29 protein-coding genes are annotated in these 25,268 nt (G+C 54.6%); 23 read left to right on the top strand and 6 right to left on the bottom strand.

The genetic code is table 11. The annotated features are described in order from the left end of the window. Position 1 precedes the first annotated feature (1 nt). The 4 genes from ACSZPK_RS14395 (at position 2) to ACSZPK_RS14380 (ending at position 3,221) form a co-directional block, all read left to right on the top strand. Positions 2-1,840, top strand: a complete 1,839-nt coding sequence (locus ACSZPK_RS14395) for an asparagine synthetase B family protein (RefSeq protein ID WP_437882156.1) — start codon at positions 2-4, stop codon at positions 1,838-1,840. Beyond that, the gene (locus tag ACSZPK_RS14390; RefSeq protein ID WP_437882155.1) at positions 1,837-2,679 is read left to right on the top strand and encodes a hypothetical protein; all 843 of its coding nucleotides are present in this window, start codon (positions 1,837-1,839) and stop codon (positions 2,677-2,679) included. Before ACSZPK_RS14395 ends, ACSZPK_RS14390 begins: the two co-directional genes overlap by 4 nt. A gap of 31 nt (positions 2,680-2,710) precedes the next feature. Further along, entirely contained in the window at positions 2,711-2,989 is a 279-nt protein-coding gene (locus ACSZPK_RS14385) for a PqqD family protein (protein ID WP_437882154.1), read from the top strand. Positions 2,990-3,059: 70 nt separating this feature from the next. Further along, on the top strand, positions 3,060-3,221 hold the full coding sequence (locus tag ACSZPK_RS14380) for a hypothetical protein (RefSeq protein ID WP_437882153.1): 162 nt from the start codon (positions 3,060-3,062) through the stop codon (positions 3,219-3,221). Between the two features lie 306 nt (positions 3,222-3,527). On the opposite strand, the gene ACSZPK_RS14375 is transcribed toward ACSZPK_RS14380, so the two are convergent. Continuing rightward, positions 3,528-3,956, bottom strand: coding sequence for a lasso peptide biosynthesis B2 protein (locus ACSZPK_RS14375; protein WP_437882152.1), 429 nt, complete (start codon positions 3,954-3,956; stop codon positions 3,528-3,530). Positions 3,957-4,256: 300 nt separating this feature from the next. Here ACSZPK_RS14375 and ACSZPK_RS14370 point away from each other — a divergent pair, with 300 nt between their 5' ends. Further along, positions 4,257-5,618 carry a UDP-glucose dehydrogenase family protein gene (locus ACSZPK_RS14370; RefSeq protein ID WP_437882151.1) on the top strand — a complete coding sequence of 454 codons (1,362 nt, stop codon included), beginning with the start codon at positions 4,257-4,259 and terminating at the stop codon, positions 5,616-5,618. A gap of 88 nt (positions 5,619-5,706) precedes the next feature. Here ACSZPK_RS14370 and ACSZPK_RS14365 read toward each other — a convergent pair whose 3' ends face one another. Then, positions 5,707-6,468, bottom strand: coding sequence for a hypothetical protein (locus ACSZPK_RS14365; protein WP_437882150.1), 762 nt, complete (start codon positions 6,466-6,468; stop codon positions 5,707-5,709). Positions 6,469-6,967: 499 nt separating this feature from the next. Here ACSZPK_RS14365 and ACSZPK_RS14360 point away from each other — a divergent pair, with 499 nt between their 5' ends. The 18 genes from ACSZPK_RS14360 to ACSZPK_RS14275 all read left to right on the top strand — a co-directional run bounded on the left by ACSZPK_RS14360 (position 6,968) and on the right by ACSZPK_RS14275 (position 21,648). Beyond that, positions 6,968-7,225, top strand: coding sequence for a hypothetical protein (locus tag ACSZPK_RS14360; RefSeq protein ID WP_437882148.1), 258 nt, complete (start codon positions 6,968-6,970; stop codon positions 7,223-7,225). Next, positions 7,218-7,346: a hypothetical protein gene (locus ACSZPK_RS14355; protein ID WP_437882147.1), complete on the top strand. Its 129-nt coding sequence runs from the start codon at positions 7,218-7,220 to the stop codon at positions 7,344-7,346. Before ACSZPK_RS14360 ends, ACSZPK_RS14355 begins: the two co-directional genes overlap by 8 nt. An 894-nt stretch (positions 7,347-8,240) precedes the next feature. Beyond that, complete coding sequence (locus ACSZPK_RS14350; RefSeq protein ID WP_437882146.1) at positions 8,241-9,536, top strand: phage/plasmid replication protein, II/X family; 1,296 nt, start codon at positions 8,241-8,243, stop codon at positions 9,534-9,536. Continuing rightward, entirely contained in the window at positions 9,536-9,856 is a 321-nt protein-coding gene (locus tag ACSZPK_RS14345) for a hypothetical protein (protein ID WP_437882145.1), read from the top strand. The genes ACSZPK_RS14350 and ACSZPK_RS14345 overlap by 1 nt, the downstream gene beginning before the upstream one ends. 75 nt (positions 9,857-9,931) lie before the next feature. After that, complete coding sequence (locus ACSZPK_RS14340; protein WP_437882144.1) at positions 9,932-10,270, top strand: DNA-binding protein; 339 nt, start codon at positions 9,932-9,934, stop codon at positions 10,268-10,270. A gap of 443 nt (positions 10,271-10,713) precedes the next feature. Then, positions 10,714-10,935, top strand: a complete 222-nt coding sequence (locus ACSZPK_RS14335; protein ID WP_437882143.1) for a hypothetical protein — start codon at positions 10,714-10,716, stop codon at positions 10,933-10,935. A gap of 130 nt (positions 10,936-11,065) precedes the next feature. Beyond that, on the top strand, positions 11,066-12,442 hold the full coding sequence (locus tag ACSZPK_RS14330) for a hypothetical protein (RefSeq protein WP_437882142.1): 1,377 nt from the start codon (positions 11,066-11,068) through the stop codon (positions 12,440-12,442). Between the two features lies 1 nt (position 12,443). Continuing rightward, on the top strand, positions 12,444-12,806 hold the full coding sequence (locus ACSZPK_RS14325; protein WP_437882141.1) for a DUF2523 family protein: 363 nt from the start codon (positions 12,444-12,446) through the stop codon (positions 12,804-12,806). 2 nt (positions 12,807-12,808) lie between these two features. Beyond that, the gene (locus ACSZPK_RS14320; protein WP_437882149.1) at positions 12,809-14,056 is read left to right on the top strand and encodes a zonular occludens toxin domain-containing protein; all 1,248 of its coding nucleotides are present in this window, start codon (positions 12,809-12,811) and stop codon (positions 14,054-14,056) included. Between the two features lie 503 nt (positions 14,057-14,559). Beyond that, entirely contained in the window at positions 14,560-14,817 is a 258-nt protein-coding gene (locus ACSZPK_RS14315; RefSeq protein WP_437882148.1) for a hypothetical protein, read from the top strand. Beyond that, positions 14,810-14,938, top strand: coding sequence for a hypothetical protein (locus ACSZPK_RS14310; protein WP_437882147.1), 129 nt, complete (start codon positions 14,810-14,812; stop codon positions 14,936-14,938). The genes ACSZPK_RS14315 and ACSZPK_RS14310 overlap by 8 nt, the downstream gene beginning before the upstream one ends. Positions 14,939-15,832: 894 nt before the next feature. After that, a complete protein-coding gene (locus ACSZPK_RS14305) occupies positions 15,833-17,128 on the top strand; it encodes a phage/plasmid replication protein, II/X family (protein WP_437882146.1) in 1,296 nt (431 codons plus the stop codon). Next, positions 17,128-17,448 carry a hypothetical protein gene (locus ACSZPK_RS14300; RefSeq protein WP_437882145.1) on the top strand — a complete coding sequence of 107 codons (321 nt, stop codon included), beginning with the start codon at positions 17,128-17,130 and terminating at the stop codon, positions 17,446-17,448. The genes ACSZPK_RS14305 and ACSZPK_RS14300 overlap by 1 nt, the downstream gene beginning before the upstream one ends. Positions 17,449-17,523: 75 nt before the next feature. Beyond that, positions 17,524-17,862 carry a DNA-binding protein gene (locus ACSZPK_RS14295; RefSeq protein WP_437882144.1) on the top strand — a complete coding sequence of 113 codons (339 nt, stop codon included), beginning with the start codon at positions 17,524-17,526 and terminating at the stop codon, positions 17,860-17,862. A gap of 443 nt (positions 17,863-18,305) precedes the next feature. Next, entirely contained in the window at positions 18,306-18,527 is a 222-nt protein-coding gene (locus ACSZPK_RS14290) for a hypothetical protein (protein WP_437882143.1), read from the top strand. A gap of 130 nt (positions 18,528-18,657) precedes the next feature. Then, positions 18,658-20,034 carry a hypothetical protein gene (locus ACSZPK_RS14285; RefSeq protein ID WP_437882142.1) on the top strand — a complete coding sequence of 459 codons (1,377 nt, stop codon included), beginning with the start codon at positions 18,658-18,660 and terminating at the stop codon, positions 20,032-20,034. A 1-nt stretch (position 20,035) separates the two neighbouring features. Beyond that, entirely contained in the window at positions 20,036-20,398 is a 363-nt protein-coding gene (locus ACSZPK_RS14280) for a DUF2523 family protein (protein WP_437882141.1), read from the top strand. A gap of 2 nt (positions 20,399-20,400) precedes the next feature. Next, complete coding sequence (locus ACSZPK_RS14275; RefSeq protein WP_437882140.1) at positions 20,401-21,648, top strand: zonular occludens toxin domain-containing protein; 1,248 nt, start codon at positions 20,401-20,403, stop codon at positions 21,646-21,648. A 317-nt stretch (positions 21,649-21,965) separates the two neighbouring features. Here ACSZPK_RS14275 and ACSZPK_RS14270 read toward each other — a convergent pair whose 3' ends face one another. Genes ACSZPK_RS14270 through gorA form a run of 4 tightly spaced genes read right to left on the bottom strand, consistent with a single transcriptional unit; the run spans position 21,966 to position 25,206 of the window. Next, a complete protein-coding gene (locus ACSZPK_RS14270; protein WP_437882139.1) occupies positions 21,966-22,577 on the bottom strand; it encodes a paraquat-inducible protein A in 612 nt (203 codons plus the stop codon). Further along, positions 22,564-23,214, bottom strand: coding sequence for a paraquat-inducible protein A (locus ACSZPK_RS14265; RefSeq protein ID WP_437882138.1), 651 nt, complete (start codon positions 23,212-23,214; stop codon positions 22,564-22,566). The genes ACSZPK_RS14270 and ACSZPK_RS14265 overlap by 14 nt, the downstream gene beginning before the upstream one ends. After that, entirely contained in the window at positions 23,211-23,843 is a 633-nt protein-coding gene (locus tag ACSZPK_RS14260) for a trimeric intracellular cation channel family protein (RefSeq protein ID WP_437882137.1), read from the bottom strand. The genes ACSZPK_RS14265 and ACSZPK_RS14260 overlap by 4 nt, the downstream gene beginning before the upstream one ends. A gap of 4 nt (positions 23,844-23,847) precedes the next feature. Continuing rightward, positions 23,848-25,206 (bottom strand): glutathione-disulfide reductase, encoded by a 1,359-nt coding sequence (gorA, locus tag ACSZPK_RS14255; RefSeq protein WP_437882136.1) that lies wholly within the window; start codon positions 25,204-25,206, stop codon positions 23,848-23,850. Between the last annotated feature and the right edge of the window lie 62 nt (positions 25,207-25,268).

The raw sequence follows: 25,268 nt of genomic DNA, 5'->3' as shown, positions 1-25,268 counted from the left end.
CATGTTCGTGTTGATCGCTGGCCCGCAAGACCAAGCAGGGCAGGGAGCCCTGATGCCGATGGCCGATGCCTTGCGTCATGCCGCCCGCCCGCCTGTTTCCTGGTGGGATGACAATGACCGCGCCGGCGTCGCCGCCAGCGTGGCCGGGACCTTGCCCGAAGACGTTTTCGACCGCTCGCCTCTGATCGACGAGCGAGTGGTGTTCGTCGCCCAGGCCCGTCTCGACAACCGCCCCGAATTGGAGCGGGCGCTCGGCCTGTCCCCGGCCGAGGCCGCAATGACGGCTGACACGGCCTTGCTGTTCCTGTGTTACCGGCGCTGGGGCGAAGAGTGTGTACAGCATCTGGTCGGCGATTACGCGTTTGCCTCCTGGGATCGGCAATCCGGTCGAGTCACCGCAGCTGCCGATTGTCTGGCGACGGTTCCGCTGTTCTACGCCGAGGTGGCTGACGGTTTGTTGATGTCGACCCAGTTGGGTGCCCTGCTGGCCCATCCCGAAGCGCCACGTACACTTGATCTGGAAGCTCTGGCCATGATGCCGGTGCCCAAGAGTATCGGCGGTTCGACGCCCTATCGCGATATCCGCCAGGTGCCCGGCGGGCACCTGCTGAGCTGGGGCGATGACGGGCTGCGCCTGCGCCGCTGGTGGCGGCCAGACACCAGCATCCTCTACCGCCGCGATCCGCGTGATTACGTCGAGGAAGCAGGAGCGCTACTGCAACAGGCGGTACGCGCCACGTTGCGTACCAGCGGTTCGATCGCCAGCACCATGAGCGGTGGTCTCGACTCCTCGCTGGTGTCGGCCATGGCGGCGCAGATGTTGCGCGAGGAGGGGCGCGGGATAACCGCCTACACATCGGTTCCCGAGCCGGGGTTGGCGGTGGTGGAGCGACCGGGCTGGGATGCCGATGACTTCCCTTTCGCCGCCGATATCGCGGCCATGCACGACAATATGCGCCATGTCGCCATCGCCCCGGATGGCGCCAGTCCTCTCGACATCGTGCCGCAGACCCATGCCTTCTCACGTACCCCCGTACGCAATGGCGCCAATTATCTCTGGTTCGGCAAGGTGGCGGCCCAAGCCCGCGCGGCGGGCGGCAATGTGCTACTGGTGGGCGAGAAGGGGAATGCCACCAGCAGTCGGTACGGCTCCGAAAGCATCGCGATGCATCTTCGCCGCGGACAAGGACTGGCCGCCTGGCGTTTGGCGGCGGCCTTGGCCCGAGGAGAAGATCGCCCCCTTTGGCGGTTGTTGGCGCGCGGTGTGCTGGGGACCCAGCGTATCGTGCCCGATCAGCCTGGTCTTGCGTTGTTGATGCCGGCTTGGCGTGCCAGGGTACGGCCGCGTCTGGCTAGCTACTATCAGGGGATGGATGTGCGAGGCAGAGCCATCGCCTTTCTCATGCGCCCCCGAGAAGCCTGGGGTGTCGATGCTTTGGCACAATGGGGCGTGCAATTCCGTGATCCCTTGGCCAATCGGCGGTTGATGGAGTGCCTTCTGCGCTTCCCCCCCGAAGCTTTCGTCCAGGATGGACGCTTCCGTGGGCTGGCCCGTGCTCTGGGACGTGGGGTGTTGCCCGACAGCGTGCGGTTGCGTCACACGCGGGGGGCTCAGGTGCCGGAGCATCCCAGTCTGATCTCCCGTGATGCGCAACGTTATCTGGCCATTGTCGAGTCCCTGAAACAGAGCCCCCAGGTTCGCGAGATCTTTGACCTGGATACCCTACGCCGTTTGATTATCGGCCTGCGCGATGGTCGGATGGCATTGGCCGAAGCCATAACCGTGGATCGGATCATCGATTGCGCCATGTTCACCGCTGCGCACGAGGCCGCCCGATGAACCTGGACAATCCACCGATCTGGGACGGCGAAGTACCGGCCGTTCCTGGCGCCCGCATCGTTACTGTGCCGCATTTGCCCGATACCCTGGACGGAGCCGTGCCGGTGGGGCCCCATTCCCAGGCTCGCCCCGGCGCCTTGCTGCGGATCGTTCCCGGGGTTGGGCGATTCCTGGCCAGCGATGGCATGCGGATCGAAGTGGCGCCGCAAGAGGGCGCTGATCCTGCCGAGGTGGAGACCTATCTGCATGGCGGTGTACGTGGTGCCCTGATTCATCAGCGTGGCGAATTGCCCCTGCATGCATCGACCGTTATCGCCCCCAATGGGCTGGCGGTCGCCATCGCCGGGGAAAGCGGCGCCGGCAAATCCACTCTTGCGACCGAGTTGGCCCTACAGGGCTGGTCGCTGCTGGCCGACGATCTGACGCGTGTCACCTGGAATGGCAAATACGCCATGGCCTGGCCCGGCCAAGCCAGCCCCAAGTTGATGTCCGACGCGTGCCACCGGCTGGGCATCAGCCTTGACGGGGTGCGGAGGGTAGGGGGGGACCCGGAAAAGTTCCAGGTGGAATTCCCGGCCTGCGCCGCGCCGGTTCCTTTGGGGATGATCGTCCTGTTGCGCCGTCACGGCGGACAACCCAGAACCATCTTGCAAGGCATTCCCGCTTTTGCCGCCGCCGCCGAACAGATATTTCGTCCCAATTACCTCAAGGCACTTGGGCAAAGCGGCAACACGTTCAAGGTGTTGACGAACGCATTGTCGAGGTGTCGCGTCCTCCTTGCTGGTCGTGGGGAAAGCGCCATGTCTCTTGCCGCCGATTGCCCGGATATTTTATCGTGAACCCTCGTGCTTATTATTCGGCAGGCCATGCATGATTACCCCTTCTACGCTTTTCCAGGCATCGCCCGACGTGATCGGTGCCGAGGTCAATGCAGGTCTGGTTCTGTTGAATGTAAAAGACTGGGTTTACCTCGATCTCAATGAAACCGGAAATTTTCTATGGGATAGGTTGCAATCGCCCCAGACGCTGATCGCGCTGACACAGGCCGTCACCGAGGCGTTCGAGGTCGATGCTGAAACCTGTGGCGTGCAAATTCAGACCTTTCTCAACGACTTGAACGCCCGAGGCTTCGTTACCCTGCAGGGTTGACAGGCTCACCGATTTTACTTGTCCTTGGCTTTATCCCCAACTAATGCGACTCGCACCACGGAGTATTAGCGTGCCTGATCAAGACAGTGTGAATGCCGAACCTACCCCAGAGATGGACACCGAACCACGCCGCGCCTGGCAGCCGCCGGAGGCCAAGGCGGTCGAAGTGGCGGTCGCCACCCGGAGCAGTGTCACTGGCTACGGTTATGATGGCGCCTATTGCAATAGTTGATTGGCTGAACGGAATGGGGCAGGGTGCCAAACGACTCGATACTTCCCACAGGTGGCGATATGCACAATAAAGTGGATTTGAATAAGCGTTCCCTCCATGACACTGAGCAGGACAAGCGCCGCGACTGGCAGCCGCCTCAGGCCAAGGTTGTCGATGTAGCGGCAGTCTCCCGGAACACCACCATCTCAGTTTACTCAGATGGGGCTACCACGTGCTCCAGTTGATGGGCTATCGATAACGCTCTTTATCTTGGCCGCCCGTTCGGATACCGCTTCCCAGATGTTCGCCACTGCACGGTGAAGGTAATCATGCCTTGGAGTCAGGGCTCAGGGAGGCAATGGGCACGAAGTGCGGAGCTTGAGCCGCGCCACAAACCACGCCGCCATCAGGGCCATCCACGGTCAGCCAGGCATGGGCATCCAGGGCACCATTTTCCAGCCGCACTCCCAGGCACAGATGCGATGGGATCGAGCGCAGGCGCAACATGAAGGAGGCGGCTAGGGCCTGGGGCAGGCACACCGGGTGCCAGGGCAGTCGTCGGGCCGCCGCCGTGACCGCGCGGCCTACCGGGGCCGCTCTGTGATCGCGGGTTGCCGGGCCACTCGGGCGTCCGCTCTTCACGCCACCCACCATGCGGGCGATGATCCGGAAGGGCAATACCCGCAACGCGACCCCTACGATGGCCAGGAAAACCGCGGCCTCGATGACCCGCAGGCGGTGTGCTGAACGTTTCATCCGAGCATTCCCGTCAAGTTATGAGCATGCAGTTTCTTGTTGTCACCGCGAACGGTGGTAGCAGGGCAGGTGATCATGGCTGATCGATCTCTCTTGCAGGAACATATCCTGCCGCACCATACACCGTGGTTCGGCGGATATGCCATGGCTATCGGGTCTTGGGATGATCTCCCGCTTGGCCTTGCTGCCAAGGCATCGGCAGAATCCCCATTAAAGAGCCAGCGGGCAGGGCTGTCATCGTTCTTCGCCTGCCAGCGCTTTTCGTTGTAATAATCGCAGAACTGCCAAGAGGATGCTGCGATGCAGATATGCGTGATAGGGGCTGGATACGTGGGCCTGGTAACGGCCACTTGCTTTGCCGAGATGGGCAATCGGGTCGTTTGTGTCGAGCAGGATGCGAAACGGGTCGCCATGCTATCCCAGGGCGAGCTCCCACTCTATGAGCCCGGCTTGGAAGGTATGCTCAAGACACAGCTGGCGAGCGCTCAACTCAGCTTCAGTACCCAGCTCAAGGCTGGTATCCGTCGCGCCGAGGTCATCTTCATCGCCGTGGGAACGCTTTGCGGCGAGGACGGTTCGGCCGATCTGACACATGTACTGGCAGTTGCCGATGCGCTGGGCGAACAGCTCGATCACAGTTGCTTGGTGGTGGGCAAATCCACCGTACCGGTCGGCACTGCAGAGCAAGTCGCGCAGCGGATCAACACCGCCTTGGCGCGTCGTCAGCGGCGTGCAAAGGTCATCGTGGCGAGCAACCCGGAGTTTCTCAAGGAGGGATCGGCCGTCGAGGATTTCATGCGCCCTGATCGGGTCATTGTGGGCTGCGACGATGAGCGCGGGCGGGAGCAATTGCGCCGGTTATATGCACCGTTCTTGCGTAATCACGATAGCTTGCTGTACATGGGCGTGCGTGCTGCGGAGTTCAGCAAGTACGCGGCCAACGCTTTTCTGGCCACCAAGATTTCGTTCATCAACGAGATGGCAGGAATCTGTGCGAGCCTTGGCGTCGATATCGAAGAGGTGCGCCTAGGCATCGGTAGCGACAGGCGTATCGGCACGCATTTCATTTACGCCGGTTGTGGCTACGGCGGCTCGTGCTTCCCCAAGGACGTGAAGGCCCTGATCCGCACAGCCGAACACGAGGGCATCGAACCCGGCATTCTGCGCGCGGTCGAGGCTCGCAACGCGTTGCAGAAAAACCTGTTGTTCCAGGCCTTGTGCGAACACTTCAACGGCTACTGGCAGGGACGAGTCATTGCACTCTGGGGACTGGCCTTCAAGCCCGGCACCGACGATATTCGCGAAGCGCCCAGCCTGGTGCTGCTGGAGGCCTTGCTCAATGCTGGAGTGCGGGTGCAAGCCTGTGATCCGGTCGCCAATGCGGGGGTCGCCGCGCTCTATGCTTCGGCGATCGAGAGCGGGCAATTGATGCTGAGCGAATCGCCCTATGCTGCCGCCCAGGGCGCCGACGCCTTGGTGTTGGTCACAGAGTGGAATCTGTTCCGTCAACCCGACTTTCCACGGATTCGGAACGCCATGCGCATGCCAGTCTTATTCGACGGACGCAACATCTACGATGCCGAGCAACTGGCCGAGTTGGGCTTTCTCTACAGGGGGATCGGTCGCCCTGCAACCGGCCGTTGTAAGGCCCGTGTAGCTTGATGGACTGATCGCGCAATACGGCTTCAGAGGAGATATCCATCGTCATGGGCCGCTAAGCAGGCTCTGTCGGCCAGGGGCGTCGCTAGCGTCATTGTTTCGCTGTTTGCGCGTCTTGTTGCTTGGCGGTGTCTTCGGCCTCTTTGGCCTTGAGCGCGGCATAGGCCCGATCTACTGCCGCCTGTTTCTCGGCACCCTCCTCGGCCGCGAGCTTATCGGCGGCAAGTTCTTCCGGCGTCTTCAGGCGCTCATTGAGCAGCTTATCGATGGCTGCAACTTTTTCTTCCAGCCTCGCCGATTCATCCGTCGGCAGTTCTTGAGAGTGAGTGGCGCAGCGGCCACTGACGGATATCGATGCCAGGACCACCTTTGCTCTTTGTGTTTCGGAGATGCTGCTGGAGGACAGCGCATCAGCGATTTCCGCGTGGAATTTTTCCAGCAGGCCGCTGATGACCCGAGCCCGATTGGATCGCACCAGGGCCTCGTCACCCAGGTCGGTCTGGATACCGTTCGTTGCGCCGGAAAGCGACGACCAAGCCTTGGCTGCGGTACCTCCCGCAGTGATCCCGAACACGCTGCCAGCGAAAACGCCGAGCACCTTCACTCCTAGCTTGGTTCTGGAGTTGATGTTGCTGCTGCCTTCGTAGAAGTTGCTGACTTGCCTGCAGAATGTGGTGGCGGCGATTACCGACTCATACATCTCGGCGGTGCTGCAGCTTGACTGGCAGCCTTTGAGGTTCTTGAGATTCGAATCTCCCCATGGCCATTGAGTGGGTCCAGCATCCCTTGCCGTGGTGCAGCCGCCCAGCAAGGTCGTTATGAGGAGGGTAGCGTTAATCGTCCTGATATTCATGCTGCATCCTGATTGAAGGTGATATCAGAATGATGTTAGTAAATCTTTGGTTTTACGCAATGCGCCAGGCGACTGGCCGATGCCAAGGGCATCAGCATTTCTATAAAAAAGCCAGCCTTTGCGGCTGGCATAAATGTCGGCGCGCGATTCTGTTCCAATGACCCGCGTGGCACTGGGGCTCTAGCTGATCACCAGTTGGAGATTCCAGTTTTAAAAAATGCGTGCATGGATCTCCGCGGTCGAATCCAAGGATTCGCATAATGAGGCCCGCGGTTATGTTGAGCCGGTGCCGTGGGACTATCCGCAGGCCACGGCATGCCCATCGGGCAAGGCGTAACATCACCACGGATTATGCGATGCCGATTGGTACCAATACTCTCGTCCTGGAAGATCTGCAGAAGACAAAAATGGTACCTAAACCATTGAGTTCCTGCAGGTGATTTGGTACCATTTTCTCGATCGAGGAACGAACCTAGCTAAACGAAAAGGTACCAGAACCATGCTTATCAAATTCCAGGCCGACGAAGGGTTGGCCTCTCGTATGCAAATCCAGTACGGCCAGCGCGTGGCATCAAAAGCGTTCGCCATGGCGGCTCAAGACGCGCTAGGTCTGGCGTCTCGCAATCTCGAACTTGAAGACATTGTGACTGCTCAGAAACTCGAAATTCGCCGCCTCAAGGCTGTCATCGAGCAGGCGCGTTCTGCTGCTGCTCAGTTGCTTGAGAAGACCGGCCAAGGGGATTTGATCGATGGATAAGCGTGACTTGATTGAAGAGTGGAAGAGTCGGCCGGCTTCGCCGTCTTGGGTGCCTGTTGTTGGTTGCGTGGTCACCACGTTTGTCTTTCTCGGTCTCGCAGCCTTCGCCTATTTTTCCTGATCTTGCGGACCAATCCCACCTCCTGACTGATCACCCCCGCGCGTAGCGCGCTGTGTAGCGAATGGCGGAACATCGAACGAAGTTCGACGGGTAGCCGGAAGGCGCAGGGCGGCAGCCCTGTTTGGTAGCAGCCGACGAATGTCGGCGTCGCGGACAAGCTTGTAAGGCCGGCAGTGCGGAATGGGGGTAGCCGAAGGCGCAGGGGTTCACCCCTGTTCGAAGCTAGCCGACGAATGTCGGCTCTGCGGAGAGGGTTGTAGGGGCTTGCCCCTACGACTTTGACTGTGGTTCTGGCTTGAGCTGGAAGCATCCTGTCTCCGGTTTCGCTTTTCCTAACCCCTTTGCTTTGGCTTCGACCAGCGCCTCTGTCAGCCTGCAATTGGCCTCGTTTTCGTATAGGCCTACTAGCTTTGCATCTCCCCCGATCATGATCGCTATCAGCGCCCAAGTTTGCATGTCGATCCCTCGGAGTTGCCTGGACGCGTAGCGGCCAGGGTCCACCATCTCTAATGGTGGACTCTTGTCTCATGGTGAGACTTTTGGTTATTTCTTGGCCGCTCTCGGGAGCTCGATTGACAGCATCCCGTTCTCCCCAAGTTCGACGTAAGTTATTGATTCGCTTAGCAAAAAATGTGCTAGCTCGCTATCCCTTATTGGTTGGCGACCCTGCTTAACAAGTAACTTGTTGATTTCTATGCATTTTTTTCTGAGCAACTCTTGTTCGTCGTTCGTCAATCGCAAAGTCGCTGGCATTGAGCCACTACCTATCATCGGGAAACCTCCAAAAGTGTACGTGCATGCATGTGACTTGTGTTGACGCACGCTTGTTCACACGTATACATTCCGCACCATTGTGATTTGCATGCATGCATGCAACGGAAGCGGAATCTGTAAATGCTCGACAAAATTCACATGTTCATACCGTTCAAGACTGACGCGATCACCCTTCATGGTGATGCTTCGGGTCATCACTACTTGTCGGTTGATCTTGAGAGTTTGGGCATTCCGCTACGTGCTACCAGCGTTCTCGCTGACGGGCAGGGCGGTTACATCGTTGAGGACTTGTCGCACGCATGGGAGTCGCTGCCGACGTCGTTTACTCCGATGGCCGTCAAGGTCTTTCACCAGTCCCTTGGCAAGCGCATGAATCCCGGTGTTGAACTGAAAGCCAGCCCTGCAAAGCTTCTCCAGGGGCATAACGTGTTTGGCCCTACCTCGATCCGTCTCGGCGCGGAGATCATGCTCAAGTGGCTTGCCGGTTCTTACCCCGAGTTGTTCGCTCAACTCGATTGGCAGTCGACTCAGGTCTACAGCATCGACTGCACCTTCTCGGCCCGCCTACCTGACGAGCGCACCTCGCTCCAGCTGATCCAGGCGCTTCGAGGCGTCAGTAACGGCCAGACCCGAAACCGTGGTGACGACTACCAGACCACCGCTTACTGGGGCAGCAAAGAAACCCGCTTGCGCAAGCTCAAGGCGTACCTGAAAGGGCCTGAGTTTCGCGGCGAGATTGACAAGGCAGTCAAAGCGGCGAGGGGAGGGAACCTCTCGGCTCGTCGGACTCTTGCCGTTCTACAAAACCCCGATCTCGTCGCCTGGGCTGACAACCTCATTCGCCTGGAAGCCACGGTTATGCACCGCTGGCTCGACCGAAAGAACATCCCGTCCAAGTTGTGGGCGCTTTGTGACTATCAAGAGCATCTAGCCACCCAGGGCATTTGCTTTATCCAGTGGTGCTGGGAGCAAGTAACGAAAGAACTGTTTGCGGCCTTTGAAGGTATCTCCATGAGAGTAATTAACGATGACAAAGTGCTGGCCGCACTTAAAGAGAAGTTCACTAAGCCGGGTGGTCGGTGGACTAAGGCCAAAACTGACAAGTCAACTGGCGTGATTCTTCCGCCTGTTTTTGTTGCTAGCCCGCCTAACGAAACTGTGGCGCTCAACCTCTTTCGTACTTATCGCAGCCTCAAGGATTACGGGTGGGAAGAAACTATGGCCTCTATGTCTCGTGCCACTTTCTACCGTCACGTTGACCAGATTTGCGAATGCGGCTTGAGCAAGGCTGCGTTGCAGAAGCTCAAGACCGACGACCACAAAAACAACGTCGTACCGATCCTGCGATTCTTGCAGGTCGATTTCAGCGCGCAGCGCCCTGATTGGTACGTCGAACCCTCGGTGGAGGCTGCCTGATGGTGCGCATGGTTTGGATCAAACCGGGCAATGGCATGAAGTTGCTGACCAGTTTTAGCCGCCTGCTGGGGGCTCAGGTCTGCAAGGTTAAGGGCTGTCGCTACCACTTCCCGAACGGCTGCTTTGATAGTTGGAAAACCTACGGGTGCATTCGCTGCCATGAATGGAGCAGGTCTTTCGATGACACGCCAGAGCGTGGTCCGGACGACTTCGACCCTTGGGATGAATACCAATCTTTGCATGACGTGGAAGAGGGCGAACGCCTCTACCAGATCGACTCCCGTTGGTTCTCCTGCCTGCCATTTCCGAGGTGGATTTGATGACGCACGGCGCTCTTGATCTTGATTTCCCAACCGGGCCAGCCGGCCCAATTTCTACCCTGTGAGGCGTAAATCATGCTGCTACTGACCGGCCTGTGCCATGGCTTCAAAGCCAACACCCGCACCGTAGGTGCTAACAGTTTCACTGACAACCTGGTGCTTGTTGAGGTCCAGGACAAAAACCAATTCGGCATCGACGAGACCAAGACCATCGGTATCAAGATGGCCAAGGCCGATCTCGAAGCTGGCTTGAATCATCTTTACGACCAGTACAAGGGTAAGCCCGTTACCGTGCCCGTACGGGTCGGGCCGTGGGCATCCAAGGCCGGTAACGCCGGTTTCGACTTCTGGCTGTCTGGTGACCGTAAGCCTGTCCAGATGCAGTTGAAAGCGCCTGTTGCTGCGGCTAGCTGAGGGTAGGGCAGTGATCATTCATGACCGCGTCTTCTGCGACCTCTGCGAGTGCTGTATGGGCCAGCTTTGGAACCAGCCCGCGGCCGCGCCTGATCTTCTGCCAGCCCCTGATTTTCGTGTCTGCGATGACTGTCATTGGGCATGCATCGACGACGACGCAGTCGTTATTGAGGCTGCATAAACATGGCTACTCAGTTCGTCAACGTGTGCACCGAATTCGGCACTGATGCCGAGACCAATATAACTTCGTGTTTGCACAGTGAGTGGATTGAGGCCTATGTAATTCCAACTGACCTCGCCAGTGAGTTGGAGTTGTTGTTATCTGGCGGGTTTGATTCTGAAACTTTCCTACAGTTCTTTGGTGCAACCATTGTCCTGTTTTGTGTGGGTTTCGGTGTCGGCATTTGTCTTTCCAACATCCGAAAAATCAAGAGTTTCTAACTATGAAAATGAAAAATTTTGTTCGCAAGTTCGGCCCCGTTGTTGCGGGCGCTTCTGCTCTCGTTGCTACTGCCGCTGCAAATGCGGGCGCTGTTGCTGATGCTGCTGCTGAACCGATTAACGAGGCCAAGACGGATGGTCAGAGTACCGGTGCCCTGGTTGTTGCTGCCGTGGCCGGTATCGCTGTTGTCGGCATTATCATTGCACTTGTTCGCAAGTTGTAATGGCGGGTCTCCTGTCTGCTCTGCTGGGCGTTCTTATGGCATGCGCCCTTGTCCAGGGCATTCGATGTTCTGAATATCTATGACGCCCATCGGGGATCAGGAGGAGGGGGCTTAGGCCCCCTTATTTTTTATGCGTCGTTTACTGTTTTGTTTATTGGGTTCGTTATTCTTTGCTCAGGTCGCTAGTGCGACGGATTACTATTGGGTCTCTTCAAATTCAAATATAAGCAGTAATTCTTATTCATCTGCTGTTGCTGCTTGTGATGCGCTATGGGTATATCGCTCTAGTGATTACCCTGCTTATACTAAATCCGGAGTTACATTATTTAATAGTGGCTCACAGGCTTATTGCAATATGTGTAGCAGCACGGGGTCTTGCACTGCGAACTATGGCAATGTCACTCGCAAAGGGAGTGCTTGTGCAGAAGGTACTACTTATAACTCCGAAACTGGAGCCTGCGACGCGGCTGAGGCTGACCCGTGTGAATCAACAAAGGATCAGCAAGTTACGCATGAATACAATGCGGGCTCTTATGATCAGTCTGTTCCATCTGCGCCTAACGATTCCATTTGTGATAATTCCTGCGGTTTTTCTAGGGATACAACAGCCGGTCTTTCTAATACCGGCGTTAAAGAGTGCAATCGTATCTTTAAGGATGGTTACGATAAAGACTCGCTCTATTGTGTTGTTTACTATCGCGGCACTGGTGAAAGCTGCACTTCTGGTGGCTCTTCTACCGATTCAACACGTAAAGAGCCGATAACTATTGATCCGACTCCGACTAGTTTTAAAGAAGAAAAGTGCGATAGTTGGGTAACTGCTTCTGATGGTAGTCAAACTCGGTCTTGTACATCTCAATCCAAGTATGAAACTCCTGGCAAGTTAAATTGCACTAATGCGGGGACCATCGTTTGTAGCCCTGGTACGCCATCGCCTAACTACAACGAAACAAATAAGGCGACGACGGAAACGCAAACAACAAATACTGACGGTTCTAAGAGCAACAGTACAACGACAACGACTGATACAACGTCTTGTAAGGGTGTGACCCCTTGTACAAGCACGTCTAAAACCGAGGGTTCCAGCGAAGGTACGAATGCCGATGGCACGACCGGCGACACGTCTAGCACCTGTACGGGTGATGGGTGTGATGATGGCGATTCAGATGAGGAGGGCGATGAGGGGGATGGAGACTCTCCGGTTGTCACGCCGATAGTAAAGCCGACTGAGCAAGGTGATTTCACTGATGCAATAGCGGAGTGGGATGAAAAGATTGAAGAGGCAAAGACTGAAATAGCTCAAGGCTCCAAGAAACTTGGAGATTCTTTTTCTGTAAGCCTTTCTCTTTCAGGCGGATCATCGCTTTCCTGTGGTGATTCTGTGACCATTCTTGGTGAATCAATAAGTTTTTGCATGTCTAAGTTTTCTAGCGAGCTTTCTATCATAGGGCTTGCTCTCTTGTTTATTGCCGCACTCATTTCCCTCTTCATTATATTTAAGGACTGATATGGACCTTGGCTTTGTTGGTGATTTTTTTAATGGCATCAATGATGCCGTTGGGGATTTCTTGGAGTTTACCAAGAATGGTATTTATCAGTTCTTTAAGGAGGTCTTTGTCGTCTTTACCAAGGTCATGATCTATTCGTATCTTAAGACTATGGTCTTTGCGCTTGATGTTGCATATACAGTGGTGCAGGACATTATGGAAGACATTGGCGTTGCTGATCAGGTTTCGCAGTTTTACGGTGCGATACCGGATGAATATCGTTCTATGCTTGGTTTTTTTAAAGTGCCCCAGGCTATTACGATGATTTTTTCTGCAATTCCTACGCGCTGGGCTCTCAAGTTTGTTCCATTTATCGGTAGGTAGTTATGGCTATTAAGATTCATCATGGCGCCAATGGTGCTTATAAAACCTCCGGGGCGGTATGGGATGATGCTGTTCCTGCGGCAAAGGCTGGACGCCTAATTATCACTAATATTCGCGGTATGTCTGCCGAACGATTCGAGCGACTCTTTAGTGATCTGCCCGACTCTTTTGATTTGATGTATATAAATCATGAGACCCAGGAGGGCATGGATAAAATCAGAACTTGGTTTCAATGGGCTCCGCGTGATGCATTCCTTATATTCGATGAGGCGCAATCTCTTTTCCCTAAGAGCTGGACTGACAAGTTCTTAGAGCGATTTGATTACCCTGGCGGGCTTGATGCTGCAAATACAGCTGATCGCCCGTTTAACTTTCTTGATGCGTGGACACGCCATAGGCATTGGAATTGGGATGTTATTCTTACAACACCCAATATCAAATATGTCCATGAGCAGATTCGTCAAACTTCCGAGGCTGCATATGAACATCGGAATTTGGCTCTTTTGGGCAATGCACTCAAGTTTATTGTTCAGAAAGATTACAAAGAAGCCATGCATAGCGCGCAAGAGAATAGGGCGCCTAATGACGGCTCTACTATTGTCGCCCTCCGCAAAATAGATAAGCGAGTGTTTAAACTCTCTGACTCAACAGCGACAGTACAACATCTTGACACAATGACGTGCAAGAGTGCTTTCGCGTCTCCGCGCTTATTACTTCTCTTCGGAATCGGTGCATGTGCTATTTATTTTGCTTTCAAAGATGGCGTCCGTATTCCGTTATCTTCTTCGTCCACTAATAAAGATTCTGTTGCGCAGGCTCCTGCCGTTCGCGATACGCCTAAGCCTGTGGCTGCTGATCATGACGGCGATGCTAAGAGGGTGCAGAGCGTTCCTGTAGAGCCATCCCTTATCGACCCGTTTGGCGAATTCAAGATCACTATTAAAGCTGGTGCGTTCACGTCGAAAGGCACTCTCTACATTTTCGAGTTGCGTCGTGACGACGATGTTTTTCAGCAGTCTGCACGCGACCTGGCCATGGCTGGTTATTCGATCCGAGGTCGTAGCCTATGCGCTGCGGATCTCATCTTCGAAGGTCAAACGAGGACTGTGGCTTGCTCTGGTGCTGCTCAAGTTGCTGGCGACCGAGCTGCGAAGCGGCTCGGTTCAGAGCGACAAAGCTCGGTCGCCAGCAACGAATCATCAGTTGTCGTAGTGCCCGACAGCGAGTATCCGGCACGGCCGTGGAGGTAGCAGCGTATGGTCGTTATGATTTTGTCGAAGCTTTCTTGGTGCGCCTGGGTTGCATGGATGACTGCGTATGTATGGGCCTATGTTTGCCGTCCTGCTTGGCGACGCCAGTTAGAACGTGAAGCCCGCGAAACGCGTGTTGCGGCTCAACTGATGATTGATCGAGGCCCTGGCGATGACTGAAGGCGAGATAGCGGTTTATGTGGTTTTTGCCGGTGCGATATCTGGCGCTCTGGTTGCCTGCCTTCGCTATGTAGGCTTCGCATAATGAGGCCCGCGGTTATGTTGAGCCGGTGCCGTGGGACTATCCGCAGGCCACGGCATGCCCATCGGGCAAGGCGTAACATCACCACGGATTATGCGATGCCGATTGGTACCAATACTCTCGTCCTGGAAGATCTGCAGAAGACAAAAATGGTACCTAAACCATTGAGTTCCTGCAGGTGATTTGGTACCATTTTCTCGATCGAGGAACGAACCTAGCTAAACGAAAAGGTACCAGAACCATGCTTATCAAATTCCAGGCCGACGAAGGGTTGGCCTCTCGTATGCAAATCCAGTACGGCCAGCGCGTGGCATCAAAAGCGTTCGCCATGGCGGCTCAAGACGCGCTAGGTCTGGCGTCTCGCAATCTCGAACTTGAAGACATTGTGACTGCTCAGAAACTCGAAATTCGCCGCCTCAAGGCTGTCATCGAGCAGGCGCGTTCTGCTGCTGCTCAGTTGCTTGAGAAGACCGGCCAAGGGGATTTGATCGATGGATAAGCGTGACTTGATTGAAGAGTGGAAGAGTCGGCCGGCTTCGCCGTCTTGGGTGCCTGTTGTTGGTTGCGTGGTCACCACGTTTGTCTTTCTCGGTCTCGCAGCCTTCGCCTATTTTTCCTGATCTTGCGGACCAATCCCACCTCCTGACTGATCACCCCCGCGCGTAGCGCGCTGTGTAGCGAATGGCGGAACATCGAACGAAGTTCGACGGGTAGCCGGAAGGCGCAGGGCGGCAGCCCTGTTTGGTAGCAGCCGACGAATGTCGGCGTCGCGGACAAGCTTGTAAGGCCGGCAGTGCGGAATGGGGGTAGCCGAAGGCGCAGGGGTTCACCCCTGTTCGAAGCTAGCCGACGAATGTCGGCTCTGCGGAGAGGGTTGTAGGGGCTTGCCCCTACGACTTTGACTGTGGTTCTGGCTTGAGCTGGAAGCATCCTGTCTCCGGTTTCGCTTTTCCTAACCCCTTTGCTTTGGCTTCGACCAGCGCCTCTGTCAGCCTGCAATTGGCCTCGTTTTCGTATAGGCCTACTAGCTTTGCATCTCCCCCGATCATGATCGCTATCAGCGCCCAAGTTTGCATGTCGATCCCTCGGAGTTGCCTGGACGCGTAGCGGCCAGGGTCCACCATCTCTAATGGTGGACTCTTGTCTCATGGTGAGACTTTTGGTTATTTCTTGGCCGCTCTCGGGAGCTCGATTGACAGCATCCCGTTCTCCCCAAGTTCGACGTAAGTTATTGATTCGCTTAGCAAAAAATGTGCTAGCTCGCTATCCCTTATTGGTTGGCGACCCTGCTTAACAAGTAACTTGTTGATTTCTATGCATTTTTTTCTGAGCAACTCTTGTTCGTCGTTCGTCAATCGCAAAGTCGCTGGCATTGAGCCACTACCTATCATCGGGAAACCTCCAAAAGTGTACGTGCATGCATGTGACTTGTGTTGACGCACGCTTGTTCACACGTATACATTCCGCACCATTGTGATTTGCATGCATGCATGCAACGGAAGCGGAATCTGTAAATGCTCGACAAAATTCACATGTTCATACCGTTCAAGACTGACGCGATCACCCTTCATGGTGATGCTTCGGGTCATCACTACTTGTCGGTTGATCTTGAGAGTTTGGGCATTCCGCTACGTGCTACCAGCGTTCTCGCTGACGGGCAGGGCGGTTACATCGTTGAGGACTTGTCGCACGCATGGGAGTCGCTGCCGACGTCGTTTACTCCGATGGCCGTCAAGGTCTTTCACCAGTCCCTTGGCAAGCGCATGAATCCCGGTGTTGAACTGAAAGCCAGCCCTGCAAAGCTTCTCCAGGGGCATAACGTGTTTGGCCCTACCTCGATCCGTCTCGGCGCGGAGATCATGCTCAAGTGGCTTGCCGGTTCTTACCCCGAGTTGTTCGCTCAACTCGATTGGCAGTCGACTCAGGTCTACAGCATCGACTGCACCTTCTCGGCCCGCCTACCTGACGAGCGCACCTCGCTCCAGCTGATCCAGGCGCTTCGAGGCGTCAGTAACGGCCAGACCCGAAACCGTGGTGACGACTACCAGACCACCGCTTACTGGGGCAGCAAAGAAACCCGCTTGCGCAAGCTCAAGGCGTACCTGAAAGGGCCTGAGTTTCGCGGCGAGATTGACAAGGCAGTCAAAGCGGCGAGGGGAGGGAACCTCTCGGCTCGTCGGACTCTTGCCGTTCTACAAAACCCCGATCTCGTCGCCTGGGCTGACAACCTCATTCGCCTGGAAGCCACGGTTATGCACCGCTGGCTCGACCGAAAGAACATCCCGTCCAAGTTGTGGGCGCTTTGTGACTATCAAGAGCATCTAGCCACCCAGGGCATTTGCTTTATCCAGTGGTGCTGGGAGCAAGTAACGAAAGAACTGTTTGCGGCCTTTGAAGGTATCTCCATGAGAGTAATTAACGATGACAAAGTGCTGGCCGCACTTAAAGAGAAGTTCACTAAGCCGGGTGGTCGGTGGACTAAGGCCAAAACTGACAAGTCAACTGGCGTGATTCTTCCGCCTGTTTTTGTTGCTAGCCCGCCTAACGAAACTGTGGCGCTCAACCTCTTTCGTACTTATCGCAGCCTCAAGGATTACGGGTGGGAAGAAACTATGGCCTCTATGTCTCGTGCCACTTTCTACCGTCACGTTGACCAGATTTGCGAATGCGGCTTGAGCAAGGCTGCGTTGCAGAAGCTCAAGACCGACGACCACAAAAACAACGTCGTACCGATCCTGCGATTCTTGCAGGTCGATTTCAGCGCGCAGCGCCCTGATTGGTACGTCGAACCCTCGGTGGAGGCTGCCTGATGGTGCGCATGGTTTGGATCAAACCGGGCAATGGCATGAAGTTGCTGACCAGTTTTAGCCGCCTGCTGGGGGCTCAGGTCTGCAAGGTTAAGGGCTGTCGCTACCACTTCCCGAACGGCTGCTTTGATAGTTGGAAAACCTACGGGTGCATTCGCTGCCATGAATGGAGCAGGTCTTTCGATGACACGCCAGAGCGTGGTCCGGACGACTTCGACCCTTGGGATGAATACCAATCTTTGCATGACGTGGAAGAGGGCGAACGCCTCTACCAGATCGACTCCCGTTGGTTCTCCTGCCTGCCATTTCCGAGGTGGATTTGATGACGCACGGCGCTCTTGATCTTGATTTCCCAACCGGGCCAGCCGGCCCAATTTCTACCCTGTGAGGCGTAAATCATGCTGCTACTGACCGGCCTGTGCCATGGCTTCAAAGCCAACACCCGCACCGTAGGTGCTAACAGTTTCACTGACAACCTGGTGCTTGTTGAGGTCCAGGACAAAAACCAATTCGGCATCGACGAGACCAAGACCATCGGTATCAAGATGGCCAAGGCCGATCTCGAAGCTGGCTTGAATCATCTTTACGACCAGTACAAGGGTAAGCCCGTTACCGTGCCCGTACGGGTCGGGCCGTGGGCATCCAAGGCCGGTAACGCCGGTTTCGACTTCTGGCTGTCTGGTGACCGTAAGCCTGTCCAGATGCAGTTGAAAGCGCCTGTTGCTGCGGCTAGCTGAGGGTAGGGCAGTGATCATTCATGACCGCGTCTTCTGCGACCTCTGCGAGTGCTGTATGGGCCAGCTTTGGAACCAGCCCGCGGCCGCGCCTGATCTTCTGCCAGCCCCTGATTTTCGTGTCTGCGATGACTGTCATTGGGCATGCATCGACGACGACGCAGTCGTTATTGAGGCTGCATAAACATGGCTACTCAGTTCGTCAACGTGTGCACCGAATTCGGCACTGATGCCGAGACCAATATAACTTCGTGTTTGCACAGTGAGTGGATTGAGGCCTATGTAATTCCAACTGACCTCGCCAGTGAGTTGGAGTTGTTGTTATCTGGCGGGTTTGATTCTGAAACTTTCCTACAGTTCTTTGGTGCAACCATTGTCCTGTTTTGTGTGGGTTTCGGTGTCGGCATTTGTCTTTCCAACATCCGAAAAATCAAGAGTTTCTAACTATGAAAATGAAAAATTTTGTTCGCAAGTTCGGCCCCGTTGTTGCGGGCGCTTCTGCTCTCGTTGCTACTGCCGCTGCAAATGCGGGCGCTGTTGCTGATGCTGCTGCTGAACCGATTAACGAGGCCAAGACGGATGGTCAGAGTACCGGTGCCCTGGTTGTTGCTGCCGTGGCCGGTATCGCTGTTGTCGGCATTATCATTGCACTTGTTCGCAAGTTGTAATGGCGGGTCTCCTGTCTGCTCTGCTGGGCGTTCTTATGGCATGCGCCCTTGTCCAGGGCATTCGATGTTCTGAATATCTATGACGCCCATCGGGGATCAGGAGGAGGGGGCTTAGGCCCCCTTATTTTTTATGCGTCGTTTACTGTTTTGTTTATTGGGTTCGTTATTCTTTGCTCAGGTCGCTAGTGCGACGGATTACTATTGGGTCTCTTCAAATTCAAATATAAGCAGTAATTCTTATTCATCTGCTGTTGCTGCTTGTGATGCGCTATGGGTATATCGCTCTAGTGATTACCCTGCTTATACTAAATCCGGAGTTACATTATTTAATAGTGGCTCACAGGCTTATTGCAATATGTGTAGCAGCACGGGGTCTTGCACTGCGAACTATGGCAATGTCACTCGCAAAGGGAGTGCTTGTGCAGAAGGTACTACTTATAACTCCGAAACTGGAGCCTGCGACGCGGCTGAGGCTGACCCGTGTGAATCAACAAAGGATCAGCAAGTTACGCATGAATACAATGCGGGCTCTTATGATCAGTCTGTTCCATCTGCGCCTAACGATTCCATTTGTGATAATTCCTGCGGTTTTTCTAGGGATACAACAGCCGGTCTTTCTAATACCGGCGTTAAAGAGTGCAATCGTATCTTTAAGGATGGTTACGATAAAGACTCGCTCTATTGTGTTGTTTACTATCGCGGCACTGGTGAAAGCTGCACTTCTGGTGGCTCTTCTACCGATTCAACACGTAAAGAGCCGATAACTATTGATCCGACTCCGACTAGTTTTAAAGAAGAAAAGTGCGATAGTTGGGTAACTGCTTCTGATGGTAGTCAAACTCGGTCTTGTACATCTCAATCCAAGTATGAAACTCCTGGCAAGTTAAATTGCACTAATGCGGGGACCATCGTTTGTAGCCCTGGTACGCCATCGCCTAACTACAACGAAACAAATAAGGCGACGACGGAAACGCAAACAACAAATACTGACGGTTCTAAGAGCAACAGTACAACGACAACGACTGATACAACGTCTTGTAAGGGTGTGACCCCTTGTACAAGCACGTCTAAAACCGAGGGTTCCAGCGAAGGTACGAATGCCGATGGCACGACCGGCGACACGTCTAGCACCTGTACGGGTGATGGGTGTGATGATGGCGATTCAGATGAGGAGGGCGATGAGGGGGATGGAGACTCTCCGGTTGTCACGCCGATAGTAAAGCCGACTGAGCAAGGTGATTTCACTGATGCAATAGCGGAGTGGGATGAAAAGATTGAAGAGGCAAAGACTGAAATAGCTCAAGGCTCCAAGAAACTTGGAGATTCTTTTTCTGTAAGCCTTTCTCTTTCAGGCGGATCATCGCTTTCCTGTGGTGATTCTGTGACCATTCTTGGTGAATCAATAAGTTTTTGCATGTCTAAGTTTTCTAGCGAGCTTTCTATCATAGGGCTTGCTCTCTTGTTTATTGCCGCACTCATTTCCCTCTTCATTATATTTAAGGACTGATATGGACCTTGGCTTTGTTGGTGATTTTTTTAATGGCATCAATGATGCCGTTGGGGATTTCTTGGAGTTTACCAAGAATGGTATTTATCAGTTCTTTAAGGAGGTCTTTGTCGTCTTTACCAAGGTCATGATCTATTCGTATCTTAAGACTATGGTCTTTGCGCTTGATGTTGCATATACAGTGGTGCAGGACATTATGGAAGACATTGGCGTTGCTGATCAGGTTTCGCAGTTTTACGGTGCGATACCGGATGAATATCGTTCTATGCTTGGTTTTTTTAAAGTGCCCCAGGCTATTACGATGATTTTTTCTGCAATTCCTACGCGCTGGGCTCTCAAGTTTGTTCCATTTATCGGTAGGTAGTTATGGCTATTAAGATTCATCATGGCGCCAATGGTGCTTATAAAACCTCCGGGGCGGTATGGGATGATGCTGTTCCTGCGGCAAAGGCTGGACGCCTAATTATCACTAATATTCGCGGTATGTCTGCCGAACGATTCGAGCGACTCTTTAGTGATCTGCCCGACTCTTTTGATTTGATGTATATAAATCATGAGACCCAGGAGGGCATGGATAAAATCAGAACTTGGTTTCAATGGGCTCCGCGTGATGCATTCCTTATATTCGATGAGGCGCAATCTCTTTTCCCTAAGAGCTGGACTGACAAGTTCTTAGAGCGATTTGATTACCCTGGCGGGCTTGATGCTGCAAATACAGCTGATCGCCCGTTTAACTTTCTTGATGCGTGGACACGCCATAGGCATTGGAATTGGGATGTTATTCTTACAACACCCAATATCAAATATGTCCATGAGCAGATTCGTCAAACTTCCGAGGCTGCATATGAACATCGGAATTTGGCTCTTTTGGGCAATGCACTCAAGTTTATTGTTCAGAAAGATTACAAAGAAGCCATGCATAGCGCGCAAGAGAATAGGGCGCCTAATGACGGCTCTACTATTGTCGCCCTCCGCAAAATAGATAAGCGAGTGTTTAAACTCTATGACTCAACAGCGACCGGACAACATCGTGACACAATGGCGGGCAAGAGTGCTTTCGCGTCTCCGCGCTTATTACTTGTCTTCGGAATCGTTGCAGGTGCTATTTATTTTGCTTTCAAAGATGGCGTCCGTATTCCGTTATCTTCTTCGTCCACTAATAAAGATTCTGTTGCGCAGGCTCCTGCCGTTCGCGATACGCCTAAGCCTGTGGCTGCTGATCATGACGGCGATGCTAAGAGGGTGCAGAGCGTTCCTGTAGAGCCATCCCTTATCGACCCGTTTGGCGAATTCAAGATCACTATTAAAGCTGGTGCGTTCACGTCGAAAGGCACTCTCTACATTTTCGAGTTGCGTCGTGACGACGATGTTTTTCAGCAGTCTGCACGCGACCTGGCCATGGCTGGTTATTCGATCCGAGGTCGTAGCCTATGCGCTGCGGATCTCATCTTCGAAGGTCAAACGAGGACTGTGGCTTGCTCTGGTGCTGCTCAAGTTGCTGGCGACCGAGCTGCGAAGCGGCTCGGTTCAGAGCGACAAAGCTCGGTCGCCAGCAACGAATCATCAGTTGTCGTAGTGCCCGACAGCGAGTATCCGGCACGGCCGTGGAGGTAGCAGCGTATGGTCGTTATGATTTTGTCGAAGCTTTCTTGGTGCGCCTGGGTTGCATGGATGACTGCGTATGTATGGGCCTATGTTTGCCGTCCTGCTTGGCGACGCCAGTTAGAACGTGAAGCCCGCGAAACGCGTGTTGCGGCTCAACTGATGATTGATCGAGGCCCTGGCGATGACTGAAGGCGAGATAGCGGTTTATGTGGTTTTTGCCGGTGCGATATCTGGCGCTCTGGTTGCCTGCCTTCGCTATGTAGGCTTCGCATAATGTATATTATGTTAAATACAGTATCCAATAGACCAACAATGCCTGAGCACTCCTATTCATCTTCTGCGTGACTATCCCATATCAGTCTGGGGTCGAAGGTCAGTGCTGCCAGCATGGTCAGGATCACGACGCTGGCGAATGCTGCGGCGCCAAGATTGGCTTGTATGCTGGCCAGGTTACCGAAGTTGACCACGGCAACGAGGATGGCAATGACGAAGATGTCGAGCATGGACCAGCGCCCGATCCATTCGATGAAACGGAACATCAATATGCGCTGCTGCGCGGACATTGGCTGGCGGCGTTGAACGGAATACAACAACGTTGCCACGCCTATCAGTTTGAAGGTCGGTACCAGGATGCTCGCCACGAACACCACCAGCGCAATCGGCAGCATGTCGGCATGAATGAGCTCGAGAACACCGCTCATGATCGTTGAGGGTGATCCATTGCCAAGGAAGTTGACTGTCATGATCGGCAGCATATTGGCAGGAATGTAGAGAATCGCAGCCGTGATCAGCAACGCCCACGTCCGCAAGATACTGTTCGGCCGCCGTGAGTGCAGCTTCGCGCCGCACCGCGAACAGTGCTGGACTTGGTTTTCATCCAGATATTCCAGCTTGTGGCATTCCTGGCAAATGACGATGCCTGCATCAATCGCGCGCATGGGCTGCCTCCACGTCGTTATCGCTCAAAGCGTCCCACACCTGATGAGGCGACATGCTCACTTCCAACCAGATTTGCGTGAGCATCAGGGCAATGAAGCAGCCTATACCAATGCCCAGGTGCACTTCTGCCATATCCGCCAGCTTGACGATCGAAACCATGATGCCAAACAGGTACACCTCCAGCATGCCCCATTCACGCAGATGGTGATAAATACGGTAGAGGCGAATGCCCAGCGGTCTCCAGAACCTGAATGGCATGCACAACAGGACTAACAGTTGGCAAAGCAGCTTGAGCAGTGGCACCAGCATGCTACAGAGGAGCACCACCACAGCAACGCCCTCCATACCGGAATGATACAGCCCCACTACCCCGCTCCACACGGTATCGACCGAGCTCTGGCCGAGCAGATTGAGGCTCATGATCGGCAGAAAGTTGGCCGGCACGAACAGAATCAGCGCTGTAATGACCAAGGCCAACGAACGGCTGCGCATATGGGTACGATGAACGACCAGTTCGTAGCCGCAGCGTGGACAACACGCTTTCTCACCAGGACCAGGCTTGGGGTGATGCAGCAATAGATCGCATTCGTGACAGGCGATCAGTTCACTCAATGGAGGCAAAGACTGCGTGCTCATCGTTCGCTCCGGTCAAGCAGATGCAACTGGGGAAGTCGCAGATGCCAACGAATCGCGGCCAGACGCACTAGCAGCACGACCGTCATCGCCGTTCCCGCATTGAGCCAATGAGCGGCGCTCGCGAATTCAGTCATGCCAATGAAAACCAGCGCCCCTAGAATACTGGCGGTGGCGTAGATTTCCTTTTGGAAAATCAGTGGAATCTCATTGCAGATCACATCGCGCATCACACCACCAGCAACTCCAGTCATTACCCCCATGATCACAGCCGCGCTATGAGGCGCCTGATGCTGCAGCGCCACTTCGGTGCCGATCACCGTGAACACGGCGAGACCAAAAGCATCAGCGATCAGCAGCCCCCGCTCATGGATCGGCTGGGTCAGGCGTACCCAGAGTACCGTCCCCACGGCAGCCAGAGAGGCTACGCCTATGTAGGTATCGTCACGAATCCAGCTGACGGGATAATTGCCCAGGATCACATCCCTCAGCGTGCCTCCTCCCAGCGCAGTAATAATGGCAATGACAAGTACACCGAACATATCCATGGACTTGCGCCCGGCCATCAACGCACCGGTGATGGCGAACACTACGACCCCGAATAAATCCGCAAGATAGAAAAGCTGGCCCATGGACTCAGTCGTTCACCGGTGTTCTCATGGTGACGAACTCTTCCGCCGAGGTGGGATGGATACCTAGGGTTTCATCGAAAATACGCTTGGTTGCACCAGCTTTGAGGGCAACAGCGAGTCCCTGGATTATCTCCCCCGCCTCTGCCCCGATCATGTGACAACCGAGTACCTTGTCAGTCCGGGCATCAACGACCAGCTTCATCAGCGTACGTTCCTGATTTTCGGTCAGGGTCAGTTTCAAGGGCCGGAATTTGCTTTCGAAGACCTTCACCTGGAAGCCTTCCGCCCTGGCCTGCTCTTCAGTCAGCCCGACCGTTGCGATGTTCGGCAAGCTGAAAACCGCAGTGGGGATCAATCGGTAGTCGACGGGCCTGGCTTCCTCTGGTCGGAACAGATAGCGGGCCACGGCCATCCCTTCTGCCAGCGCCACGGGTGTGAGCTGAACGCGCCCGATCACATCGCCGAGCGCGCGGATCGTTGGCTCAGCGGTAGCGTAGCGCTCATCCACTTCGATGAAACCACGCGTGTCGAGCGACACCTTGGTATTTTCCAAACCTAGGCCATCCAGCATCGGGCGTCGTCCGGTGGCGTAGAATACGCAGTCTGCCGGCAATACGCGCCCATCCTTGAGGGTTGCCTGCAGGGAGCCATCTTGCTGTTTGTCGATACGGGCAATTTCGGTATTGAACTGCAGGTCCAGTTTCTTGCGGGTCAGTTCATCACGCAAATGGGTGCGGATATTCTGGTCGAAGCCACGCAGAAACAGCTCCTTGCGATACAGCAGGGACACATCGGCGCCAAGTCCATGGAATATCGAGGCGAACTCTACAGCGATGTAGCCACCACCGACGACAAGGATGCGCTTGGGTAACGCCTTGAGATGAAAAGCCTCATTCGAAGTAATCCCCAGTTCTTTACCCGGAATGTCGGGGATTTCCGGCCAGCCGCCCGTAGCAATGAGGATGTTTGCTGCACTGTAGACAGTATCGCCGACGCGCACGCTGGTCGGGCTTTCGATGCGGGCATGACCATCGATCACAGTGACCCCGCTGCCTGTGAGCAGGTTGCGGTAGATACCGTTGAGACGCTGTATTTCACGATCCTTGTTGGCGATCAGTGTCGACCAGTCGAAGCTCGCCTCCTCCACACGCCAACCAAAACCGGATGACTGCTGGAAATCTTCCGGGTAATGAGCACTTTGCACCAACAGCTTCTTCGGCACGCAACCGACGTTCACGCAGGTGCCGCCCAGGTAGCGGCTTTCGGCTACGGCCACGCGGGCTCCGAAGTTGGCGGCGAAACGTGCTGCGCGAACACCACCGGAACCGGCACCAATCACGAAAAGATCGAAGTCGTTGGACATTGAGTTCCCCTTTCTTGAGCCACGAAGCATAAATGAAAAGGCCACCCGAAGGTGGCCTCATC

The organism is Pseudomonas sp. LRF_L74, assembly GCF_965644255.1.
Taxonomy (GTDB): domain Bacteria; phylum Pseudomonadota; class Gammaproteobacteria; order Pseudomonadales; family Pseudomonadaceae; genus Aquipseudomonas.
Note: the sequence above shows the minus strand (reverse complement) of the source record. Positions and strands in the feature narration are given on the sequence as shown.

Bases quoted from the DNA above. Each gene is read 5' to 3' on its own strand.
- ACSZPK_RS14385 (WP_437882154.1), top strand. From the start codon at position 2,711: ATGATTACCCCTTCTACGCTTTTCCAGGCATCGCCCGACGTGATCGGT.
- gorA (WP_437882136.1), bottom strand. From the start codon at position 25,206: ATGTCCAACGACTTCGATCTTTTCGTGATTGGTGCCGGTTCCGGTGGT.
- ACSZPK_RS14345 (WP_437882145.1), top strand. From the start codon at position 9,536: ATGGTGCGCATGGTTTGGATCAAACCGGGCAATGGCATGAAGTTGCTG.
- ACSZPK_RS14290 (WP_437882143.1), top strand. From the start codon at position 18,306: ATGAAAATGAAAAATTTTGTTCGCAAGTTCGGCCCCGTTGTTGCGGGC.
- ACSZPK_RS14365 (WP_437882150.1), bottom strand. From the start codon at position 6,468: ATGAATATCAGGACGATTAACGCTACCCTCCTCATAACGACCTTGCTG.
- ACSZPK_RS14390 (WP_437882155.1), top strand. From the start codon at position 1,837: ATGAACCTGGACAATCCACCGATCTGGGACGGCGAAGTACCGGCCGTT.
- ACSZPK_RS14260 (WP_437882137.1), bottom strand. From the start codon at position 23,843: ATGGGCCAGCTTTTCTATCTTGCGGATTTATTCGGGGTCGTAGTGTTC.
- ACSZPK_RS14375 (WP_437882152.1), bottom strand. From the start codon at position 3,956: ATGAAACGTTCAGCACACCGCCTGCGGGTCATCGAGGCCGCGGTTTTC.
- ACSZPK_RS14370 (WP_437882151.1), top strand. From the start codon at position 4,257: ATGCAGATATGCGTGATAGGGGCTGGATACGTGGGCCTGGTAACGGCC.
- ACSZPK_RS14305 (WP_437882146.1), top strand. From the start codon at position 15,833: ATGCTCGACAAAATTCACATGTTCATACCGTTCAAGACTGACGCGATC.
- ACSZPK_RS14295 (WP_437882144.1), top strand. From the start codon at position 17,524: ATGCTGCTACTGACCGGCCTGTGCCATGGCTTCAAAGCCAACACCCGC.
- ACSZPK_RS14315 (WP_437882148.1), top strand. From the start codon at position 14,560: ATGCTTATCAAATTCCAGGCCGACGAAGGGTTGGCCTCTCGTATGCAA.
- ACSZPK_RS14265 (WP_437882138.1), bottom strand. From the start codon at position 23,214: ATGAGCACGCAGTCTTTGCCTCCATTGAGTGAACTGATCGCCTGTCAC.
- ACSZPK_RS14330 (WP_437882142.1), top strand. From the start codon at position 11,066: ATGCGTCGTTTACTGTTTTGTTTATTGGGTTCGTTATTCTTTGCTCAG.
- ACSZPK_RS14325 (WP_437882141.1), top strand. From the start codon at position 12,444: ATGGACCTTGGCTTTGTTGGTGATTTTTTTAATGGCATCAATGATGCC.
- ACSZPK_RS14395 (WP_437882156.1), top strand. From the start codon at position 2: ATGTTCGTGTTGATCGCTGGCCCGCAAGACCAAGCAGGGCAGGGAGCC.
- ACSZPK_RS14310 (WP_437882147.1), top strand. From the start codon at position 14,810: ATGGATAAGCGTGACTTGATTGAAGAGTGGAAGAGTCGGCCGGCTTCG.
- ACSZPK_RS14275 (WP_437882140.1), top strand. From the start codon at position 20,401: ATGGCTATTAAGATTCATCATGGCGCCAATGGTGCTTATAAAACCTCC.
- ACSZPK_RS14350 (WP_437882146.1), top strand. From the start codon at position 8,241: ATGCTCGACAAAATTCACATGTTCATACCGTTCAAGACTGACGCGATC.
- ACSZPK_RS14285 (WP_437882142.1), top strand. From the start codon at position 18,658: ATGCGTCGTTTACTGTTTTGTTTATTGGGTTCGTTATTCTTTGCTCAG.
- ACSZPK_RS14335 (WP_437882143.1), top strand. From the start codon at position 10,714: ATGAAAATGAAAAATTTTGTTCGCAAGTTCGGCCCCGTTGTTGCGGGC.
- ACSZPK_RS14360 (WP_437882148.1), top strand. From the start codon at position 6,968: ATGCTTATCAAATTCCAGGCCGACGAAGGGTTGGCCTCTCGTATGCAA.
- ACSZPK_RS14355 (WP_437882147.1), top strand. From the start codon at position 7,218: ATGGATAAGCGTGACTTGATTGAAGAGTGGAAGAGTCGGCCGGCTTCG.
- ACSZPK_RS14300 (WP_437882145.1), top strand. From the start codon at position 17,128: ATGGTGCGCATGGTTTGGATCAAACCGGGCAATGGCATGAAGTTGCTG.
- ACSZPK_RS14270 (WP_437882139.1), bottom strand. From the start codon at position 22,577: ATGCGCGCGATTGATGCAGGCATCGTCATTTGCCAGGAATGCCACAAG.
- ACSZPK_RS14320 (WP_437882149.1), top strand. From the start codon at position 12,809: ATGGCTATTAAGATTCATCATGGCGCCAATGGTGCTTATAAAACCTCC.
- ACSZPK_RS14340 (WP_437882144.1), top strand. From the start codon at position 9,932: ATGCTGCTACTGACCGGCCTGTGCCATGGCTTCAAAGCCAACACCCGC.
- ACSZPK_RS14280 (WP_437882141.1), top strand. From the start codon at position 20,036: ATGGACCTTGGCTTTGTTGGTGATTTTTTTAATGGCATCAATGATGCC.